Here is an 18,459-nt window from a genome sequence, read left to right on the forward strand (position 1 = left end):
AAGGTGTCCGGCGATTACGAGACCACCGGACCGAAAAGGGAACGCTCGGTGAACGAATGGGCGGCGGGCGAGTGTGCGAATCCGTTTGTTTCGTTGCCTGACGGGAAAGCGCCTCCCTAGGCTCGCCGGTACCCCTCGATCTCTCTGGAGCCGACGATGTCCCTGGAACTGAACAGACGAACCTTCCTCTCCCTCCTCGGCGCGGGCGCGCTGCTCGCCGCCGGCGGGCAGACGATCGCGCCCGGCGCATCCGCCTGGGCCGACACCGGCGACCCGCTCGCCGCGCTCATCGCGCGCCGGAAGCTCATGCTCACCGGCGGCGACAGCGCCGCCTCGATCCCCGAGCTCGCCGGCGCCCTCAAGGCCATGAGCGAAAAGGCCGCCGCGAGCCACCGGGCGATGGTGCTCCCCGCGGCGGCACCCGGGGTCTGGGCGGATCTGCCGCTCACCGGCGTGAGCAACGCCACGCTGTCCGGCAATCTGGCCCTCACCTTCAACCGGGTGTTCGACCTCGCGCTGGCGTACTCGACGAACGGCGCCGCCCAGTATCGCGACAGCGCACTGGCAGCCGACCTCGTCGACGCCCTGCGCTACCTGAGCACCGAGTACCGGTCGGGGCGCACGCCGGTCGGCAACTGGTGGTTCTGGGAGATCGGCATCCCCCGCAAGGCGGCGGAGACGCTGGTGCTGCTGCACGAGGTCGTGCCCGCTGACATCCGCACCGCCCTGCTCGCGGCGGCACGCTGGTTCACACCCAACCCGAATTGGCGTGGCCGCGGCACCAGCTTCGCGGAGACCGGCGCGAACCGCACCGACAAGGCGCTGTCGTGCGCGCTCCGTGGCATCCTCGACGGCAAGCCGGAAGAGATCGCGCTGGCCCGCGACGCGCTCAGCGACACGGTCCGGGGCGGGCGGAACAGCGTGTTCGGGTATGTCACCAGCGGCGACGGTTTCTACCGCGACGGGTCGTTCGTGCAGCACAGCTACCTTCCCTACGTCGGGACCTACGGCGTCGTCACGTTGAGCGGCATCGCCGAGATCCTCGGTCTGCTGGGCGGCAGCCAGTGGGACGTCACCGACCCGAACAAGTCGGTCGTGCTGGATGCCGTCGAGGCGGCGTTCGCGCCCTTCATCTGGAACGGCCGGATGATGGACACCGTGCGCGGGCGTGCCGTCTCGCGGCAGGCCGCACCGGACTACGTCGACGGCGCCGGGGCGATCACGGCGATCCTGCTGCTGGCGCCGGGCGCGGGCGAGCCGTACCGCACCCGCTACCTGGCGCTCGTGAAGGGCTGGCTGGACCGCAGCGACGTGCGCCTGTATGGACTGCCGAGCCAGACCATCGCCAAGTCCCTGCTGGTGACGACCGCGCTTGCCGACGACTCCGTCGAACCCGCACCCGCGCCCGTGTTCACGAAGGCGTTCGGCGACCAGGACCGGCTGGTGCATCACCGCCCCACGTTCAGCGCGGTCGTGAACATCTCCTCGAAGCGGATCGGCCGCTACGAGTGGGGAAACTTCGAGAACAACCTGGGCTGGTATCAGGGCGACGGGCTCACGTTCTTCTACACGCCCACCGACCCGGGGCAGTACAGCGACGACTTCTGGCCGACGGTCGACCCGTACCGTCTGGCCGGCACCACGGTCACCGCGCAACCGCGGCAGAGCGGAGCGGCCAACGGCACCGGCATCCCGCGCGCGTTCCAGGCGTTCGCGGGCGGTCTGGACCTGGACGGCCGCTGGGGCATCCAGGGCATGGACCACCTGAACTTCGACAAGGGGCTGAGCGCCCGCAAGTCGTGGTTCTTCCTCGACGACCGGGTGGTGTGCCTCGGCTCGGCGATCGCCTCGACCTCGGGCCAAGAGGTCTTCACCACCGTCGAGAACCGCTCCTTCGCGCCGGATGCCGTGCCGGAGCTGCGCACCGACAGCAAGCCGCGGGTCCTCACCTCGACGGATGCCGCCGTTTCGGTCACGCGGAATGTGCACATCGCCGGACACGGCGGGTACGTGTTCCTCAGCGGGGATGGCGTCAGCGGAGGCATCGACGTGCAGGTGGTGCGCCGCACCGGCGACTGGCGGACCATCAACTCCGGTGCCGACACCGGCGGCGACGACGTGCCGCGCAGCCGCGACTATGTGACGATCACGCACCGCCACGGCGTCGACCCGCAGGGCGGCGGCTACGCGTACGAGGTGATGCCCGGGGTGGGCCACGAGGCGACACTCGCCGAGTCGGACGCTCCCACGGTCACCGTGGTCGCCAACAACGCGGCTATCCAGATGATCCGCGAGAGCACGCAGCGGCTGACGCTCGCGAACGTGTTCCAGGCGATTCCGGCCGGCGCCGACCACGGCATCCAGGCGAGCGGGCCCTGCTCTCTGGCCATCCGGCAGGACGGCCCGCGCATCACCGTCGCGCTGTCCGATCCGAGCCGCACGCAGGGCGTCGCGCAGGTGACGCTCGGCAAGCTCGCCGCCAAGACCGTGATCGAGGCGGACGAGGGCGTGACGGTGGTGTCGACGTCACCTCTCACGCTGTCGTTCGCGCTGGATGGTCACGGGCACTCGAAGCGGATCGTGCTCACGCGCTGAGTTCGCGCTGAGTTCGCGCTGAGTTCGCGGGCCTGGCGGGCTCGACACCCCGCCTTGCCGTCGACACCCCGTCTTGCGGACGTCTGCAGGGCGGGGTGTCGCCGCGAAACCGGGGTGTCAGCGCACGGCATCCCCCTGGACACACGCTGAACAAGCGTTTAAGGCGCTGGGTACGGATCCCCAGGACGGAAGGAGCCACCCATGACCGCGGCCATCGAGATCACCGGGCTGCACAAACGCTACGGACGCCGGGTCGCCGTGCACCGACTCGATCTCACGGTTCGCCCTGGCGCGGTGTTCGGGCTGATCGGCGCGAACGGCGCCGGAAAGACGACCACCCTGCGCACGCTGGTCGACATCATCCGTCCGACGTCCGGACGGGTGCACGTGCTCGGTGCGGACCCGCGTCACGCCGGACCCGCGCTGCGCCGGCGCATCGGGTACGTGCCGGGCGAGCTGCGACTGGAGGGCCGCGCGACCGGCATCCGCCTGCTGTCGTTCTACGCCGGGGTGTCCGGCGAGCGCGGCGCGGGCAGCGGCACGCTGCACACCGCCCGCGAGCTCGCCGACCGACTCGGCGTGGACCTCGGCCGACCGGTGCGCAGCCTGTCCAAGGGCAACAAGCAGAAGATCGGTCTGATCCAGGCGTTCATGCACCGCCCGGAGCTGCTCATCCTCGACGAGCCGACCAGCGGACTCGACCCGCTCGTGCAACGGGAGTTCCTCGCGCTGGTGCGCGAGGCCAGGGACGCCGGGCAGACCGTGCTGCTCAGCTCGCACGTACTCAGCGAGATCCAGCAGTCCGCCGACGAGGTCGCCGTGCTGGCATCCGGCCGGGTCGTCGCCGAGGGTGACGTCGCGTCGCTGCGGCTCGGGTCGATCCGGCGGGTGCGGGTGCGGCTGGCGGGGGCGGATGCCGGCGCCGCGCGCGACAGATTCACGCGGGTGCCCGGTGTGGAGGCGCTCGACGTCACCCCGCGCGACGGCGCCGCGCTGCTGGCCGCGACGATCGAGGGCGACATCGACCCGTTCGTGAAGGCCATCGCCGAGTACAAGGTTCACGACCTGGTCGTCGAGGAGCCGGACCTCGAGGAGAGCGTGCTGCGCCTGTACGGGCAGGACGCGCGAGATGAAGGAGACGCACGATGATCGGGCCCGTGTTCCGCCGCAGCATCCGAGACTCGTGGCGCAGCCTCGTCGGCTGGACCGTCGGCATCGCCGCGGTGCTGTTCCTGTACCTGCCGCTGTACCCGAGCTTCGGAGCGAACGGCCAGCTCGAGGGCATCATCGACGCTTTGCCTTCCGAGCTCGTCGACACTCTCGGGTACGACCAGATCGCGACCGGCGCGGGGTACGCGCAGAGCACGTTCTACGGGCTGATGGGCTTCCTGCTGCTCACGATCGCCGCGGTGCTGTGGAGCTCGGCGGCGATCGCCGGCGCCGAGGAGTCCGGACGCCTGGAACTCGACCTCGCGCACGGCATCGGCCGGGTCCGGTACGCGCTGGAGTCGGCGCTCTCGGTGCTGGTGCGCCTGGCCTGGCTCGGCGCCTTCGCGGGTGGGGTCGTGTGGGCCCTGAACGAGCCGGCCGAGCTCGGCATCCACCCGCCGCACATCGTCGGCGCATCTCTGGCGCTCGTCGGGCTCGCCTTTCTCAGCGCGGCCGCCGGTCTGCTGGCCGGCGCACTGTCGGGACGCAAGGCATGGGCGACCGGCGTGGCAGCCGGCGTCGCGGTGCTCGGCTACGTCTTCCAGGCCGTCGCACGGCAGTCCCAGGACGTCGAGTGGCTGAACGCGCTTTCGCCGTACGCCTGGGTCTACCACCAGCCGCCGCTGAAGGAGGGGGCCGATGCCGGCGGTCTGCTGCTCGTGTGGGGCATCGGGCTCGCGCTCACCGCCGGGTCCGCGCTGGCGCTGACGCGTCGGGACATCCGAGGATGAGAGGATGACGGCCACTCTGACGCTCGGCACGACCACCCTTCCCACCGCGCCCGTCGGGCCGCTCAACCCGCTCCCGGCCGTCGCGAGCATGCCGCAGGCGCCGTACCGGGCGTCGACCACCGGGCTGCCCGACGACATCGCCGCGAACCTGCGCTACGGGCAGGTGACATCCATCCATCCCTACCTGCTGCAGGACGGATACGAACGGTCGCGCCACCCGGCGCCCCTGCGGGTGGCGGTGCTCGAGAACGACCAGTTGCGCGCGGAATTCGCGCTCGACCTCGGCGGGCGGCTGGTGCGTCTGTTCGACAGATCGGCGGGCCGCGACCTGGTGTACCGCAACGCCGTGCTCCAGCCGGCGAACCTGGCGCTGCGCAACGCCTGGTTCTCGGGAGGCGTCGAGTGGAACATCGGCATGCGCGGGCACTGGCCGCTCACCTGCGAGCCGCTGTATGCCGCGGCGCTCACCGCCGCGGACGGGGAGCCGGTGCTCCGGATGTGGGAGTACGAGCGCAAGCGCGGCCTGATCGTGCAGCTCGACGCGACGCTCGGCTCCCGCTCACCGGCCCTGCATGTGCGAGTGCGAGTGCGCAACCCGCACGAGAGCGAGACCGGCATGTACTGGTGGACGAACATCGCGATCGCCCAGCACGCGGGCAGCCGGGTGTTCGCGCCGGCGACGCACGCCTATCGCACCGGCTACGACGGCGCCCTGCGGCGGGCGGACCTGTCGGCCGAAGACGCGTCGCGTCCGGCATCCGCTCCTGCCGCGGCCGACCACTTCTTCGACCTGCCCGACGAGGGGATGCCCTGGATCGCCGCACTCGACGGCGACGGTGCCGGCCTCGCGCACGTGTCGACGCCGCCGCTGACCGGCCGCAAGCTGTTCGTCTGGGGCGACACCACCGGCGGGCGGCACTGGTGCGAGTGGCTGGGTGGGGCGACGGGGTCGTACTTCGAGATCCAGGCCGGATTCACCACCACACAGTACGAGCACCTCCCGATGCCGGGCGGTGCGACCTGGGAGTGGCACGAGACGTTCCTTCCGCTGCGCGTGGACGACCCGCAGCGGAACGCGGAGTGGGCCGACGCGACCGCCGCGGTGGGCGCCGCGGTGCGGAGCGCCGTCGGCGACGCTGGTGGAACGGATGCCGGACGGCTGGCGGCCGTGCAGGACGCCGCTCCGGAGCGGATGCTGTCGACCGGGTCTGCGTGGGGGGCTCTGGAGGCCGAACTGGCCCGGCGGTACGGCGCTGCGTTCGCGTCGCTGCCCGGGGTCCGGTTCGAACGGGATGCCGGTCGCGGCAACGAGTACTGGGCGGCCCTGCTCGACCGGCGGGAACCGACGGATGCCGGTGACGCGGCGCCCGCGTCGTACGTCGAGGGCGAGCGGTGGGACCGTCTGCTCGCCGAGGTGCCGGCGACCTGGTTGACGCACTACCACCGGGGGGTGATGGCGCACGCCTCCGGGTCGCTGGAGCGGGCGGTGGCGCACTACCGCGCGTCGCTGAGACAACGCCGGACGGCGTGGGCGCTGCGCGGTCTCGGCCTGGCGCTCACCGCGCAGGGCGACGCCGACCAGGGCATCGCCGCACTCGTCGACGCACACGCCATCGCTCCGGAGTGCGCGCCGCTGGCCCGGGAACTGGGCGAGGCGCTGCTCGCGGAGGGCCGCGCCGAGGACACGCTCGCGTTCCTGGCATCCTTGCCCGCCGATATGCGCCGGCTGGGGCGGTTCCGCCTGCTCGACCTGCGGGCCTCGCTCTCCGCCGGTGATCGGGCGCGCGCCCAGCGCCTGCTCGAGGAGGGCGTGGAGGTCCCGGACATCCGCGAGGGCGAGCTCAGCATGTCGGAACTGTGGCGCCAGGCGTTCCCCGAGCGCGCGGTGCCCGCGAGGTACGACTTCACGATGAAATGAGGGCCGCGGGGCGGTGGCCGCCGGGGGGTCGCGCAGGTCGCGACGGATGCCGCTCTGCGAGGCGGACAGCGGCAGAATGTGCGACCAGAGCACGCGCCGCCGCTCGCGGCGCGGGCCCGATCGCTGAGAGGCTTGACTCTGACACGGTGTCAGGCGGGAGAACGGTTGCATGTTGTCCATCGGAGCGTTCGCGCAGATCGGCCAGGTGACCCACCGCATGCTGAGGCACTGGGACACCGCCGGGCTGCTCGTGCCCGCCCACGTGGACGAGTTCAACGGTTACCGCTCCTACGACCCGTCACAGCTCGAACGGCTGCACCGGATCGTGGCGCTGCGCCAGCTCGGGTTCGGGCTGGACGACATCGCCGCGATGCTCGATGACGGGATCGACCATGAGCGGCTTACCACGCTGCTGCGGGAACGTCGCGCCGAGGTCGAGCGCGAACAGCGGATCGCAACGGCCCGGCTCGTCGACGTGGAACGGCGACTCCACCCATCCAGAAGGAGAACCACATGTCCCGTATCGAGATCGTCGAGAAGCCGCTGCCCGCCGTGCGGCTGGCGGCGCGCACCGCGATCGCCGCCGAGCAGGCCGAGATGAGCACGATCGTCGGTCCGGCCTTCGACGCCGTCGCCGACGCGCTGAACTCGGTGAACGCCTCGCTCGCCAGGCCCATCGCCCAGTACTCGTCTGCAGAGGACGGCATGCAGGTCACTGTCGGGTACGAGTACTCCGGCCCTGCCATCGACGGAGTCGAGATCATCGAACTGCCCGCCGTGGGCACCGCCGTCTGCGGAGTGCACCTCGGTGCGATGGACGGCATCCAGAACAGTTGGATGGCTCTGCACGAGGAGATCATCGCGCGGGGCTTCCTGCCGTCCGGGCCGTGCCGGGAGCTGTACGTGCGCGCCGAGTCCGACGACCAGGCCGACTGGGTGACCGAACTGCAGCAGCCCGTCACGCGGAGCTGATCGCCTGGCTCGGTGCGTGCACATCAGCGGAGCGGGTCGAACGGCCGGATCGCCGGATCGATCCGCCCCGTCACGATCTGCTCCGCGAGCAGCTTGCCCGTGGCCGGTCCCAGCACGATGCCCCACATGCCGTGGCCACCGGCGACGTACACATTCGGGGCCTGCGTCGCGCCGACCAGCGGCAGCCCGTCGGGCGTGACCGGCCGGGATCCGACCCACTCGTCCTGGCGGTCATCGAGGTCGACGCCGGTGAACAGCTCGCGGGCCTGCGCGACGATCGCCTGCACCCGGCGCGGCTGGAACGGCTCGTCGGGGCCCCGGAACTCCATCGTCCCGGCGATGCGGAACCGTCCCTGGTACGGCGTGCACGCGATCCGCTGATACGGCAGATACACCGGATGCTCCTGCGGCACCGCGGTCTCCACCGTGAAGGAGTAGCCGCGCCCGGCCTGCACGCGGGTGCGCACACCGAGCCGGCGCGCCAGCTTCGGCATCCAGGCCCCGGTTGCGATGACGACCGAGTCGGCCTCGCGGCGGGTACCGTCGGACAGGGCGACGACAGGGCGCCGCGTCGACGACACGTCCGTCACCTCCCGGCCGGTGACGAGCTCCGCACCGCGCTCCATGACCGCTCCGGCGAGCGCCTCCATGAACGGCGCCGGCTCGAAGAAGCGCTGGCCGTCCAGTCGGTAGGCGTGCTTGACGGCATCCGACAGCACCGGCGCGAGCTCGCGGGGGTTCTCGAGACGTTCGAACGGCACGTCCTGTCCGTGCCGCACCACGCCCGCGATCTCGTGCAGGAAACCGCGGGAGTGCGCCTCCTCCTTGAAGCCGATCACGAACGGACCCTCGCGGGTCCACGACCGCACGCCGCCGGCGAGCAGCTCGTCGAAGCACTCCAACGCCATCTTGTCGATCGGCGTGAGCGCCGCCATGGTGCGGTCCCATGCGCGGTTCGTGCCATGCGCGGCGAACCGCGCGAGGAACGCCCACAGCCCGGCGTCCACGCGGAACGGCACGTGCAGGGCGGCATCCGGATCGAGCAGGGCCTTCGGCCCGTACGTCCACAGGCTGGGATCCGCGAGCGGAATGGTCTTGCCGGGGGTCAGCCAGCCTGCGTTGCCCCACGACGAGCCGGCTGCGACGCCCACCCGGTCGATGACCGTGACGTCGACGCCTCTCTCCTGCAGATGCCAGGCGGTGGCCAGCCCGACCATGCCTGCACCGACGACGATCGTTCGCGTCATCGCGTCCTCCCGAAGCTCCGGCGGCGGCTCCGCGCCTTTCCTGTGATTATGCAGATCTGCGCAGCTCGGTGGGATGATGGGCGAAGATCCTGCGCCTGTTCGGCGTTGATCGCATGTTTTCTTGATTCGAGAGCGAGGAAGCGCCCATGCCGGCATCCGATTCTTCGACCACGCTGGATGCCGTCGACCGCACGATCCTGTCGGAACTGAGCCGCAACGGCCGCATCTCGAACACCGAGCTCGCCGCGCGGGCGGGCATCGCGGAGTCGACCTGCCTCAAGCGCGTACGCGCATTGCAGGCCGCCGGCGTGATCGTGGGGTTCCATGCCGAGATCTCCCCGGCCGCGCTCGGCCTGCATCTCGAGGCGCTCATCACGATCCGACTGCACGCGCACGCCCGCGGCGACCTGCGCCGGTTCCAGGCCTACCTCGAGCAGCTGCCGGCCACGCAGCGGGTGTACTTCCTCGCCGGCGACCGTGACTTCCTGGTGCACGTCGCGGTGCACGACGCCGCCGCGCTGCGCGAGCTGGTCTCGGACACGCTCAGCCTGCGCCCCGAGGTGGCCTCCACGAGCACGAGCCTGATCTTCGCGCACGCCGTCGGCCCGCGGGGGCTGTGAGCCGGGGAGCCGCGAACGCTCAGGTCGCTCGGGTCGCTCGGGTCACTCGGCTCGCTCGGGTCGCGGAAACCGCCGGCACGGCATCCGCTCGCTCACTCAGGTCGCAACGGATGCCGCTCCGCGAGCGCCAAACCGGCAGAAATCGCGACCCGACTAAAGCGGATGCCGGGAAAGCGGCAGAAATCGCGGCGCGAACGCCGCGGGGCCCGTTCCCGACCCCGCGAACCTCGCTAAGGTCGCGGAAACCGCCGGTACGGCATCCGCTCGCTCGCTCAGGTCGCAACGGATGCCGCTCCGTGAGCGCCAAACCGGCAGAAATCGCGACCCGAGCAAAGCGGATGCCGGGAAAGCGGCAGAAACTGCGACCGGAGCGCAGCGGCGACCGTCACGCCATCCGGATCTCGAAACCCGCCTCGGTCAGGGCCTCGCGCTGGGTGTCGGCGATGCCGGCATCCGTCAGCACCAGGGGGAACAGCTCCGGGCCGCCGACGTGCGCGAACGCAGGGTGGCCGATCTTCGACGAGTCCGTCACGATCACCGCGCGCCGCGCGCGCTCTGCCATCATCCGGTTCACCGCCGCCTCGGCCTCGTCGTGGGTCGATGCGCCGGATGCCGCATCCAGCCCGTTCACACCGATGAACGCGAGGTCGAGGCGGATGCCGCGCAGCAGCTGCTCCGCGAACGGGCCGACCAGCTCGAAGCTGCGCTGATGGATCGCCCCACCGGTGACCACGACCTTGAACTCCGGGCGCATGGCCAGCTGACCGGCGATGTTCACCGCGTTCGTGACGACGGTGAGGCCTTCGTCGGCGATGTCGTCCCTGGCGGCGAGCGCCCCGGCGATCGCGGTGGTCGTGGTGCCGCCCGACAGCCCGATCACCTGGCCGGGCACGACCAGAGCGGATGCGGCGGCCGCGATGCGCTCCTTCTCGCCGGTGCGCTGGTGACTCTTGTACCGGATGGGCAGCTCGTACGCCACCGACTGCGCAACCGCGCCGCCGTGTGTGCGGGTGAGCAGTCGACGCTCGGCGAGGCTGTCGAGGTCGCGGCGCGTGGTGGCCGCGGACGCCCCGAAGCGGTCGACGAGCTGCTCGACCGACACCTCGCCCTGCTCGGCGAGGAGGTCGAGGATGGCGGTGAGCCGTGCGGCGCGGTTCATGTCAGCAGGCTATCCGGCGCGTTCACTCGGCCAGGGCGAACAGCCGCAGCATCCGGGCCGCCTCGTCCGCGACCGCCTCGCGTGCAGGCGACAGGTACTTGCGCGAGTCGACGAGCCTCTCGTCAGCGGCGAGCGCGGCCCGCACCGCGGCGGTGAACCGCCCGTTCAGGTGGGTGGAGACGTTGATCTTCGTCATCCCGGCTCGCACGGCGTCGGCGATGGTCTCGTCGGGGACGCCCGACGACCCGTGCAGCACGAGCGGGACGTCGCGCCCGGCGCGACCGGATCCGCGCAGCGCCTCGCGCAGCCGACCGATCAGCTCGAGGTCTAGGGATGCCGTGCGGTCGGTCATCGCGTGCGAGGACCCCACCGCGACGGCGAGGGCGTCGACGCCGGTGGCCTCCACGAACGCTCTCGCCTCGGTCGGGTCGGTGCGCACACCCGGCGCGTGCGCGCCGTCCTTGCCGCCGATCTCGCCCAGCTCGCCCTCGACGTACACCCCGGCGGCGTGCGCGCGGGCGGCGACCTCGGCGGTCAGCTCGACGTTCTGGTCGTAGTCGAGCTTCGACGCGTCGAACATCACCGAACCGAAACCGAGCTCGATGGCCTCGTCGACGAGCTCGGGACGCTCGGCGTGATCGAGGTGCACCGCGACGGGCGTCTTCGCGCGCCGCGCGATCGCCATGGTGGCCCAGCCGATCGGCTCGAGCCCGCCGTGGTAGTCCGCGCAGTTCTGGGAGATCTGCAGGATCACCGGCAGCCCGGCGCGCTCTGACGCCAGGGCGAGCGCCTCGGCGGTCTCCAGGTGGATGACGTTGAACGCGCCGACACCGGTGCCGTCGGCGGCGGCGCCGCGCAGCAGGTCGCGAGCGGAGGCGAGGGTCATCTGGTGTCCTCTTTCTGGACGGTGACGGAGTCTTCGATCTCGGGCCAGGACGGGTGGATCTCCCCGGCGAGGGGCATGAGCACGGCGGCCGCCGACCACGCGGTCGCCCGCCGCAGCAGGCTCTCCGGCTCGGTGACGCCGGCGTCCATGAGCGCCGCGCACGCGGCGACGGCGGCGTCGCCGGCGCCGGTGGGGTTGCCGGCGAGCGTCCGGGGCAGACGGGCGCGCAGCACCTCGGGGCGCTCCGCATCGCCGGTCACGGCCAGCATCCCGTCCGGGCCGAGCGAGACCAGCACCAGCTCGGCACCGCGGCCGAGCAGCACGCCGGCTCCCGCGACCGGGTCGTCGAGGCCGGTCGCGTCGGCGAGTTCGTGACGGTTGGGCTTGAGCACGGTCGCACCGGCATCCGCGGCGGCGAGCAGCGCGGGCCCCGACGTGTCGGCGATCACGATGCATCCCGCGTCCCTGCCGAGCGCGATGAGCGAGGGCAGGATGCCGTCCGGCGTACCCGCCGGCAGACTTCCAGAGATCACCAGCACGGGCGCTCCGGACTCCGACTCCTCATCGGGGCGTACGGCCAGTGCGACGGCGTCCGTGAGCGCCGCCCACTCCTCCGGTCGCGGCGCGACGCCCCGCTCGTTGACGATGGTGGTGTCACCCAGGCTCTCGTCGACCAGCGCGACGCTGCGGCGGGTGGCCGCCGCGACCGGGACGAGCAGGTGCGGCAGTCCGGCGGTCGCCAGCTCGGCGGCGAACTCGTCCCCGGTGGCGCCGCCGGCGGTGGCGACCGCGAGCACGGCGGCCCCCTCGGCGGCGGCCACCCTGGCGACGTTCAGGCCCTTTCCCCCGGCGCGCGTGCGGGCGGCATCCGCTCGGTGCGTGCCGCCGGCGACGATCCGCTCGACGTGCCAGGTGAGGTCGACTGCGGGGTTGGGGGTGACGGTGACGATCACGATCGGCCGCCCTCCGCGAGGGCCCGGGCGTGCAGCGCCGCGCCGAGCAGCCCGGCGTCGTCGCCGAGCTGGGCAGGGACGAGCTCGGGGACACGGTGAAAGCTGAGCCGGCCGGCGACCCGTTCGCGCAGCGGATCGAACAGCGAGCCGCCGGCGCGCGACAGGCCGCCGCCGATGACCACCGCCTCCGGGGCGAGCACCGCGGTGAGCTGCGCGATCGAGAGGGCCAGGGCGTCGAGGGCCTCGTCCCAGATCCGTGCGGCGACGGCGTCGCCCGCGTCCGCTCTGGCGATCACCTCGCGCGCCCCGTCGACCGTCTGACCGGATGCGGCGGTGTAGCGACGGGCGATCGCTCCGGCCGAGGCGATCGCTTCCAGGCATCCGCGCGCCCCGCAGGGGCAGTCCCACTCGCCGACCGGGGAGTGTCCGACCTCGCCCGCATAGCCGCCCGCGGCGTGCGGGGCGCCGTCGATCAGCAGAGTCCCGGCGATGCCGGTGCCGATCACGAGCACGACCGCGTTCGCGTAGGCGCGCGCGCCTCCGCGCATCCGCTCCGCCCACGCCGCGGCCGTGACGTCGTGATCGAAGGCGACCGGCAGGCCCAGCCGCCCCTCGGCGAGGTCGCGCAACGGGGCATCCCGCCAGCCGAGGTTGCTGCTGAATACGCCGATACCGCGGACGGCGTCGACGATGCCGGGCACGACGAGGCCGGCGGCGACCGGCTCGACGTGCGGATGCCGGCCGCGCAGGTCGCCGGCCAGCTCGACCAGCCGGTCCATCAGCCGACCGGTGCCGGAGGCGGCGACGTCGGGGGTGGGGGTGCGGCTGAGACCCAGCGGGGAGCCGGCGGCGTCGAACAGCGCGGCCTTGATGTCGGTGCCGCCCACGTCGAAGGCGAGCACGGCCGCCCCGCGACCGAGCCCGGATTCCGGCGCTGCAGTGGACATCGCGATCAGTCGTCGAGGATGACCGAGCGGGTCAGGTTGCGCGGCTGGTCGGGGTCGAGGCCCTTCGCGACCGCACGGTCGAGCGCGACGCGGTGCAGACGCACCAGGTCGGCCATCGGGTCGATCGGATGCTGCACGAAGCGCGCACCCGTCGCCTCGACCTGGGCGCGCAGGCCCTCGGGAGCGGTGCCGAGCTGCCAGGTGATCCGGCCGGGGGCGGCGATCGCGATCGGGCCGTGGCGGTACTCCATCGCACTGTACGACTCGGTCCACGACTGCGAGGACTCGCGCATCTTGAGCGCCGCCTCGTGCGCCAGGCCGATCGTCCAGCCCAGCCCGAGGAACGAGTACTGCTCGGCGTCGCCCAGGTCGTCGTCGCCGGTCTCGTCGAGGACGGCGCGGGCGTCGGCGATGGCGCCGTCGAGGTCCTCGCCCAGCGAGGCGCGGAACAGGGCCAGGGCGGTGGTGGCGAAGCGGGTCTGCACGACCGACTTCTCATCGGCGAACGGCAGCGCGATCACGCTGTCGACGAGGTCGACGAGCGGGGAGGTGTCGTCGCCGATCACGCCCACGACGGGGGTGCGGCCCTTCACGCGCTCGGTCAGCTCGAGCACCTCGGTGGTGGTGCCGGAGCGGGTGAGCGCGACGATCGCGTCGTAGTCGCGGTCGAGCGGGAACTCGGATGCCGTGAACGCGTCGGTCTCGCCGTGCCCGACGCTCTCGCGCAGCACGGCGTAGGACTGCGCCATGAACCAGGAGGTGCCGCAGCCGACGACGGCGACCCGGGCACCGGAGGCCGGCAGCAGCGCCTGCTCGGCGCGCATCTCGGCCGCGCGGGCCCAGGTCTCCGGCTGCGAGGTCAGCTCAGCGCGCATGTGGGCGCCGGCGGTGGCGGACTGGACATCGGTCATGACGGCTCCTCGAGCAGGCGGGCGTTGCTTGGTTTTGAGCGTTTTGCGACGCTAACGCTCACATTATTGCATCCGAGGTGCATCGTGTCGAGCGTGGAGTCAGCGTCCCTCTGCCGCCTCGGTGTGGTGCCTGATGACCTCGGCGACGACGAAGTTGAACCACTTCTCGGCGAACTCCGGGTCGAGGTGCGCCTGCTCGGCGAGCGCACGCAGCCGGGCGACCTGCTGCTCCTCCCGGCCCGGGTCGGAGGGCGGCATCTGATGCTCGGCCTTCAGCCGACCGACCTGCTGGGTGCAGCGGAACCGCTCCGCGAGCATGAAGATCAACGCTGCGTCGATGTTGTCGATGCTGGCTCGCAGGCGCAGCAGCTCGGTGCGGGCGGCGTCGTCGGACATGATCCTCCAAAGTCAAGGGCTGATACGACGATAGTGGCGCGGCGTGGACCCGCGCCTAGAGTGTCGCCATGAGCACCGACGACGCCACCGCGGCCGCCGACCTGCCGGCCTCGGCCGACGCCCCTCCCGCCGTCGCGCCTCCGGCCGCCGACGAGGACCTGCCCGCCGAGGCCGTCGAGGCGCCGCTCCCCCGCCGCTCCATCTGGACGCGTATGGACCGCCCGTTCCGGCTCGGCTTCCTGCTCACCGCGGGCGGACTGTCCGCCCTGCTCATGGCGATCGCGCTGACCAACCTCTCCACGGTGCTGATCTACATCGCGATCGCCCTGTTCGCCGCCCTCGGCCTCGACCCGGCGGTGCGGATGCTGGAAAGGCGCGGCCTGTCACGCGGGCTGAGCGTCGCCTCCGTGATCGTGGCGCTCGTGGTCGTGGTGACGCTGGTGCTCGTCATGATCGTCCCGGTCGTCGTCGAGCAGGTCACGAAGTTCATCGAATCCGTGCCGGACGTGGTGGACGACTTCATGCGCACCGACCTGTACACGGCGCTCGAGGCGCAGTTCGGCGGGCAGGTCGAGGCACTGCTCGCCGACGCGCAGGCCTTCCTCACCGACGGCAAGACCCTCACCGCGCTGGGCGGCGGCGCTCTGAAGGTGGGCACCTCCATCGCCACCGGCATCAGCGCGTTCGTCGTCGTGTTCGTGCTCACCATCTACTTCGTCGTCGGCCTCCCTGGCATCAAGACGTCGATGCTGCGCCTGGCCCCGGCGCGCAAGCGCGAGCAGACCCGCGACATCGTCGACCAGATCACCGAGTCCGTCGGCGGGTACGTGCAGGGGATGGTCATCCTGGCGTCGGCGAACGCCCTGGTGGCGTTCGTGCTGTACCTGGTGCTCGGGCTGCCATTCCCGCCGCTGATGGCGACGATCGCGTTCCTGGTGACGCTGATCCCGCTGGTGGGTCCGCTGCTGTTCCTCGCCATCGGCACGGTGACCGCGCTGCTCGCCGACCCCGTGCATGCGCTCATCTTCGGCGTGATCTACCTCGTGTACATCCAGTTCGAGGCGTACGTGCTCACCCCGAAGGTGATGAGCCGCACCGTCTCGGTGCCCGGCTCGCTGGTGGTGATCGGCGCGCTCGCGGCCGGCACGCTGCTCGGGCTGCTCGGCGCTCTGGTGGCCGTTCCGGCGACGGCATCCATCCTCATCATGATCAACCAGATCCTGATCCCGAAGCAGGACGCCAGGGTCGGAGCCGACTGAGCACGCGTCAGCGCACCGGCAGCACCTGCGTCGGCGACGGCACCGCGGCGACATGCCGCACGTCGCGAGGAGCACCGCTGCGCTCATCGAGGTCGACGACGGCGACCTCGCCGGAGCGCTGACCCGACACCAGCAGCGTGCCGTCGTAGACCAGGTGGTGCCGCGGCCAGTCGACGCCCGAGTCGGTCACGGCGAACGGCTCGAGCGTCTCACCCTCGCCGCGCACGCGCAGCGCCGCCAGCGTGTTGCTGCCGCGGAGCGCCGTGTACAGCGTCGCGCCGTCGCGGGAGCGGGCCAGCTCGGCGGCGGCGTCGACGCCTGGCTCGGCGATCGGCGTGGCGATCGTGGCCGAGACGACGCTCCAGCGTCCGTCCGGGCCGGATGCGAGGGTGAAGACCTCGCAGGAGTACTCCGTGACCACGTGCAGGTGCCCGCTCGGATGCAGCACCATGTGCCGCGGGCCGGTGCCGCGCGGCAGGACCACCTCATGGTCGGGGGTGAGTGCGTTCGCCGAGACTCGCCAGAACCGCACGAGATCGAAGCCGAGGTCGGCGGTGGCCACGCGGCCGCCGGGGAGAAAGATCGCGGAATGCGCGTGCGAGGCGCGCGGCTCCTCCCCCGGCGGGGTCGGATAGGGGTCGGATGCCGCTGCCCCGGCCCCATCGGCCGAGCCCGCGGCGCCCTCGGAACCCGCGGCAGGGCCGAACAGCGCCTCCCGCAGTGCGGCGGCGCGGTCGGGCGCCGCCGGCACGGGACGGCCGTCGGGAGCGATGCCGTAGTGGACGACCTTGCCGTCGCCGTAGCAGCTGGCGATCAGCATCCGCCCGTCGGGGGAGACGGCCAGATGGCAGACCGCATCGCCCGCCTCAACCGGCTCACCGAGCGGCCGCAGCGAACCCTCGCCAATGCGCGCGAACGCCTGCACCCGGCCGGCGCCCTCGAGCGCCGCGTACACGACGTCCAGGCTGGGGTGCTGCGCAAGCCACGACGGGGAGGCGGCCTCGGCCGCCACGCCCCGGTAGGCGAGTGTGGACGGTCCGCGGCCGTCGTCCACCGCGAGGAAGCCGATGCCGGCGGCATCCCCCTCCATGTCGGCGCCGTAGCCGCCGGTCCAGAACCTCGTCATGAGCGCTCCCCTCTCCCGCCGGACGCACAGCTCCCCCGTCGAATGCACGGCTTCGCGTCGAGTGCACGGCTCACCGGCGACGATATCCCGTGCACTGGACGGCAGGCCGTTCGCTCGCCGAACCCGCCGCCGACGGCGACCCGATCAGTCCAGCAGGTCGTGACGCACGATCACCTGGTCGCGCTCCGGCCCGACGCCGATCACCGAGATGCGGGTGTTGCTCATGCCCTCGAGCGCCAGCACGTACTCCTGCGCGGTCTGCGGCAGGTCCTCGAACCGGCGGGCGGTGGAGATGTCCTCCGACCAGCCCGGGTAGTACTCGTAGATCGGCTTGGCGTGGTGGAAGTCCGTCTGGTTGACCGGCACGTCGTCGAAGCGGGTGCCGTCCACGTCGTACGCCACGCAGACCGGGATCCGCTCCAGACCGGTGAGGATGTCGAGCTTGGTGAGCACCAGGTCGGTGATGCCGTTCACGCGGGTGGCGTAGCGGGTGATCGGCGCGTCGTACCAGCCGACCCGCCGGGGGCGCCCGGTGGTGGTGCCGAACTCGAAGCCCTGTTTGCGCAGCCACTCGCCCTGCTCGTCGAACAGCTCGGTCGGGAACGGGCCGGAGCCGACACGCGTGGTGTACGCCTTGACGATGCCGACGATGCGGTCGAGACGGTTCGGGCCGACGCCGGAGCCGGATGCCGCCCCCGCCGCGGTCGCTGTGGACGAGGTCACGAACGGGTAGGTGCCGTGGTCGATGTCGAGCATGGTGGCCTGGCCGCCTTCGAACACGACGACGTCGCCGCGCTCGAGCGCCTCGTCGAGCAGGTGGCCGGTGTCGGCGACCATCGGACGCACGCGCTCGGCGTACGAGAGCAGGTCCTCCACGATCTCGTCGGCGGTGATGGCGCGGCGGTTGAAGATCTTCACGAGCAGGTGGTTCTTCTGGTCGAGGGCGCCGTCCACCTTCTGGCGCAGGATGTTCTCGTCGAACAGATCCTGCACGCGGATGCCGACGCGGTTGATCTTGTCGGCGTAAGCGGGGCCGATGCCGCGGCCGGTGGTGCCGATCATGCGCTTGCCCAGGAAACGCTCGGTGACCTTGTCGAGCGTGCGGTGGTACTGGGTGATCAGGTGCGCGTTCGCGCTGATCCGCAGCTTGGAGACGTCGACGCCGCGTGCCGACAGCGCCTCCAGCTCGCTGAACAGCACCTCGAGGTCGACCACGACGCCGTTGCCGATCACGGCGTTGACGCCGGGGGTGAGGATGCCGGAGGGCAGCAGATGCAGGGCGTACTTCTCGTCGCCGACGACGACGGTGTGCCCGGCGTTGTTGCCGCCGTTGAACTTCACCACCCAGTCGGTGCGCTCACCGAGCAGGTCGGTCGCCTTGCCCTTGCCCTCATCGCCCCACTGGACGCCGACGATCACGATTCCTGGCATGGGTGGACCCCCCTGATGCTGCCGCTGTTCGCCGGGGTTGCACCGGCCGATGAGCTGGCCCGAACGGGCGACCCCATCCTATCGGAGGGGTGATTCCGG

17 protein-coding genes are annotated in these 18,459 nt (G+C 71.6%); 8 read left to right on the forward strand and 9 right to left on the reverse strand.

Annotated features, from left to right (window positions below; translation table 11 throughout):
- Window positions 1-156 precede the first annotated feature (156 nt).
- The 6 genes from RIF65_RS12505 to RIF65_RS12530 all read left to right on the forward strand — a co-directional run bounded on the left by RIF65_RS12505 (window position 157) and on the right by RIF65_RS12530 (window position 7,425).
- The gene (locus RIF65_RS12505) at window positions 157-2,595 is read left to right on the forward strand and encodes a polysaccharide lyase 8 family protein (protein ID WP_309064957.1); all 2,439 of its coding nucleotides are present in this window, start codon (window positions 157-159) and stop codon (window positions 2,593-2,595) included.
- A 201-nt stretch (window positions 2,596-2,796) separates the two neighbouring features.
- A complete protein-coding gene (locus RIF65_RS12510) occupies window positions 2,797-3,744 on the forward strand; it encodes an ABC transporter ATP-binding protein (protein WP_309064958.1) in 948 nt (315 codons plus the stop codon).
- On the forward strand, window positions 3,741-4,535 hold the full coding sequence (locus tag RIF65_RS12515; RefSeq protein ID WP_309064959.1) for an ABC transporter permease subunit: 795 nt from the start codon (window positions 3,741-3,743) through the stop codon (window positions 4,533-4,535). Before RIF65_RS12510 ends, RIF65_RS12515 begins: the two co-directional genes overlap by 4 nt.
- A 4-nt stretch (window positions 4,536-4,539) precedes the next feature.
- Window positions 4,540-6,453, forward strand: a complete 1,914-nt coding sequence (locus RIF65_RS12520; protein WP_309064960.1) for a DUF5107 domain-containing protein — start codon at window positions 4,540-4,542, stop codon at window positions 6,451-6,453.
- A 217-nt stretch (window positions 6,454-6,670) separates the two neighbouring features.
- A complete protein-coding gene (locus RIF65_RS12525; RefSeq protein ID WP_309065031.1) occupies window positions 6,671-7,054 on the forward strand; it encodes a MerR family transcriptional regulator in 384 nt (127 codons plus the stop codon).
- On the forward strand, window positions 6,967-7,425 hold the full coding sequence (locus tag RIF65_RS12530) for a GyrI-like domain-containing protein (RefSeq protein WP_309064961.1): 459 nt from the start codon (window positions 6,967-6,969) through the stop codon (window positions 7,423-7,425). Before RIF65_RS12525 ends, RIF65_RS12530 begins: the two co-directional genes overlap by 88 nt.
- 23 nt (window positions 7,426-7,448) lie before the next feature.
- Here RIF65_RS12530 and RIF65_RS12535 read toward each other — a convergent pair whose 3' ends face one another.
- Window positions 7,449-8,672: an NAD(P)/FAD-dependent oxidoreductase gene (locus RIF65_RS12535; protein ID WP_309064962.1), complete on the reverse strand. Its 1,224-nt coding sequence runs from the start codon at window positions 8,670-8,672 to the stop codon at window positions 7,449-7,451.
- A gap of 146 nt (window positions 8,673-8,818) precedes the next feature.
- On the opposite strand from RIF65_RS12535, the gene RIF65_RS12540 reads away from it, so the two are divergent.
- Window positions 8,819-9,292, forward strand: a complete 474-nt coding sequence (locus RIF65_RS12540; protein ID WP_309064963.1) for an Lrp/AsnC family transcriptional regulator — start codon at window positions 8,819-8,821, stop codon at window positions 9,290-9,292.
- A 385-nt stretch (window positions 9,293-9,677) separates the two neighbouring features.
- Here RIF65_RS12540 and RIF65_RS12545 read toward each other — a convergent pair whose 3' ends face one another.
- The 6 genes from RIF65_RS12545 to RIF65_RS12570 all read right to left on the reverse strand — a co-directional run bounded on the left by RIF65_RS12545 (window position 9,678) and on the right by RIF65_RS12570 (window position 14,544).
- Complete coding sequence (locus RIF65_RS12545; protein WP_309064964.1) at window positions 9,678-10,451, reverse strand: DeoR/GlpR family DNA-binding transcription regulator; 774 nt, start codon at window positions 10,449-10,451, stop codon at window positions 9,678-9,680.
- Window positions 10,452-10,473: 22 nt separating this feature from the next.
- A complete protein-coding gene (locus RIF65_RS12550) occupies window positions 10,474-11,337 on the reverse strand; it encodes a class II fructose-bisphosphate aldolase (RefSeq protein WP_309064965.1) in 864 nt (287 codons plus the stop codon).
- Window positions 11,334-12,290, reverse strand: coding sequence for a 1-phosphofructokinase family hexose kinase (locus RIF65_RS12555; RefSeq protein WP_309064966.1), 957 nt, complete (start codon window positions 12,288-12,290; stop codon window positions 11,334-11,336). The genes RIF65_RS12550 and RIF65_RS12555 overlap by 4 nt, the downstream gene beginning before the upstream one ends.
- Window positions 12,287-13,237, reverse strand: a complete 951-nt coding sequence (locus RIF65_RS12560; protein ID WP_309064967.1) for an ROK family protein — start codon at window positions 13,235-13,237, stop codon at window positions 12,287-12,289. Before RIF65_RS12560 ends, RIF65_RS12555 begins: the two co-directional genes overlap by 4 nt.
- Before the next feature lie 5 nt (window positions 13,238-13,242).
- Window positions 13,243-14,148: an SIS domain-containing protein gene (locus RIF65_RS12565; RefSeq protein ID WP_309064968.1), complete on the reverse strand. Its 906-nt coding sequence runs from the start codon at window positions 14,146-14,148 to the stop codon at window positions 13,243-13,245.
- 99 nt (window positions 14,149-14,247) lie between these two features.
- A complete protein-coding gene (locus RIF65_RS12570; RefSeq protein WP_309064969.1) occupies window positions 14,248-14,544 on the reverse strand; it encodes a chorismate mutase in 297 nt (98 codons plus the stop codon).
- 68 nt (window positions 14,545-14,612) lie between these two features.
- Here RIF65_RS12570 and RIF65_RS12575 point away from each other — a divergent pair, with 68 nt between their 5' ends.
- Window positions 14,613-15,803, forward strand: coding sequence for an AI-2E family transporter (locus RIF65_RS12575; protein WP_309064970.1), 1,191 nt, complete (start codon window positions 14,613-14,615; stop codon window positions 15,801-15,803).
- A 7-nt stretch (window positions 15,804-15,810) separates the two neighbouring features.
- On the opposite strand, the gene RIF65_RS12580 is transcribed toward RIF65_RS12575, so the two are convergent.
- Both RIF65_RS12580 and RIF65_RS12585 read right to left on the reverse strand, forming a co-directional pair.
- Window positions 15,811-16,929 (reverse strand): lactonase family protein, encoded by a 1,119-nt coding sequence (locus RIF65_RS12580; protein WP_309064971.1) that lies wholly within the window; start codon window positions 16,927-16,929, stop codon window positions 15,811-15,813.
- Between the two features lie 144 nt (window positions 16,930-17,073).
- A complete protein-coding gene (locus RIF65_RS12585; protein ID WP_309064972.1) occupies window positions 17,074-18,360 on the reverse strand; it encodes an adenylosuccinate synthase in 1,287 nt (428 codons plus the stop codon).
- Between the last annotated feature and the right edge of the window lie 99 nt (window positions 18,361-18,459).

Source organism: Microbacterium sp. (genome assembly GCF_031180975.1).
Lineage (GTDB): Bacteria > Actinomycetota > Actinomycetes > Actinomycetales > Microbacteriaceae > Microbacterium.

Coding starts and splice junctions, on each gene's coding strand:
- RIF65_RS12505 (WP_309064957.1), top strand. CDS start 157: ATGTCCCTGGAACTGAACAGACGAACCTTCCTCTCCCTCCTCGGCGCG.
- RIF65_RS12510 (WP_309064958.1), top strand. CDS start 2,797: ATGACCGCGGCCATCGAGATCACCGGGCTGCACAAACGCTACGGACGC.
- RIF65_RS12515 (WP_309064959.1), top strand. CDS start 3,741: ATGATCGGGCCCGTGTTCCGCCGCAGCATCCGAGACTCGTGGCGCAGC.
- RIF65_RS12520 (WP_309064960.1), top strand. CDS start 4,540: ATGACGGCCACTCTGACGCTCGGCACGACCACCCTTCCCACCGCGCCC.
- RIF65_RS12525 (WP_309065031.1), top strand. CDS start 6,671: ATGCTGAGGCACTGGGACACCGCCGGGCTGCTCGTGCCCGCCCACGTG.
- RIF65_RS12530 (WP_309064961.1), top strand. CDS start 6,967: ATGTCCCGTATCGAGATCGTCGAGAAGCCGCTGCCCGCCGTGCGGCTG.
- RIF65_RS12535 (WP_309064962.1), bottom strand. CDS start 8,672: ATGACGCGAACGATCGTCGTCGGTGCAGGCATGGTCGGGCTGGCCACC.
- RIF65_RS12540 (WP_309064963.1), top strand. CDS start 8,819: ATGCCGGCATCCGATTCTTCGACCACGCTGGATGCCGTCGACCGCACG.
- RIF65_RS12545 (WP_309064964.1), bottom strand. CDS start 10,451: ATGAACCGCGCCGCACGGCTCACCGCCATCCTCGACCTCCTCGCCGAG.
- RIF65_RS12550 (WP_309064965.1), bottom strand. CDS start 11,337: ATGACCCTCGCCTCCGCTCGCGACCTGCTGCGCGGCGCCGCCGCCGAC.
- RIF65_RS12560 (WP_309064967.1), bottom strand. CDS start 13,237: ATGTCCACTGCAGCGCCGGAATCCGGGCTCGGTCGCGGGGCGGCCGTG.
- RIF65_RS12565 (WP_309064968.1), bottom strand. CDS start 14,148: ATGACCGATGTCCAGTCCGCCACCGCCGGCGCCCACATGCGCGCTGAG.
- RIF65_RS12570 (WP_309064969.1), bottom strand. CDS start 14,544: ATGTCCGACGACGCCGCCCGCACCGAGCTGCTGCGCCTGCGAGCCAGC.
- RIF65_RS12575 (WP_309064970.1), top strand. CDS start 14,613: ATGAGCACCGACGACGCCACCGCGGCCGCCGACCTGCCGGCCTCGGCC.
- RIF65_RS12580 (WP_309064971.1), bottom strand. CDS start 16,929: ATGACGAGGTTCTGGACCGGCGGCTACGGCGCCGACATGGAGGGGGAT.
- RIF65_RS12585 (WP_309064972.1), bottom strand. CDS start 18,360: ATGCCAGGAATCGTGATCGTCGGCGTCCAGTGGGGCGATGAGGGCAAG.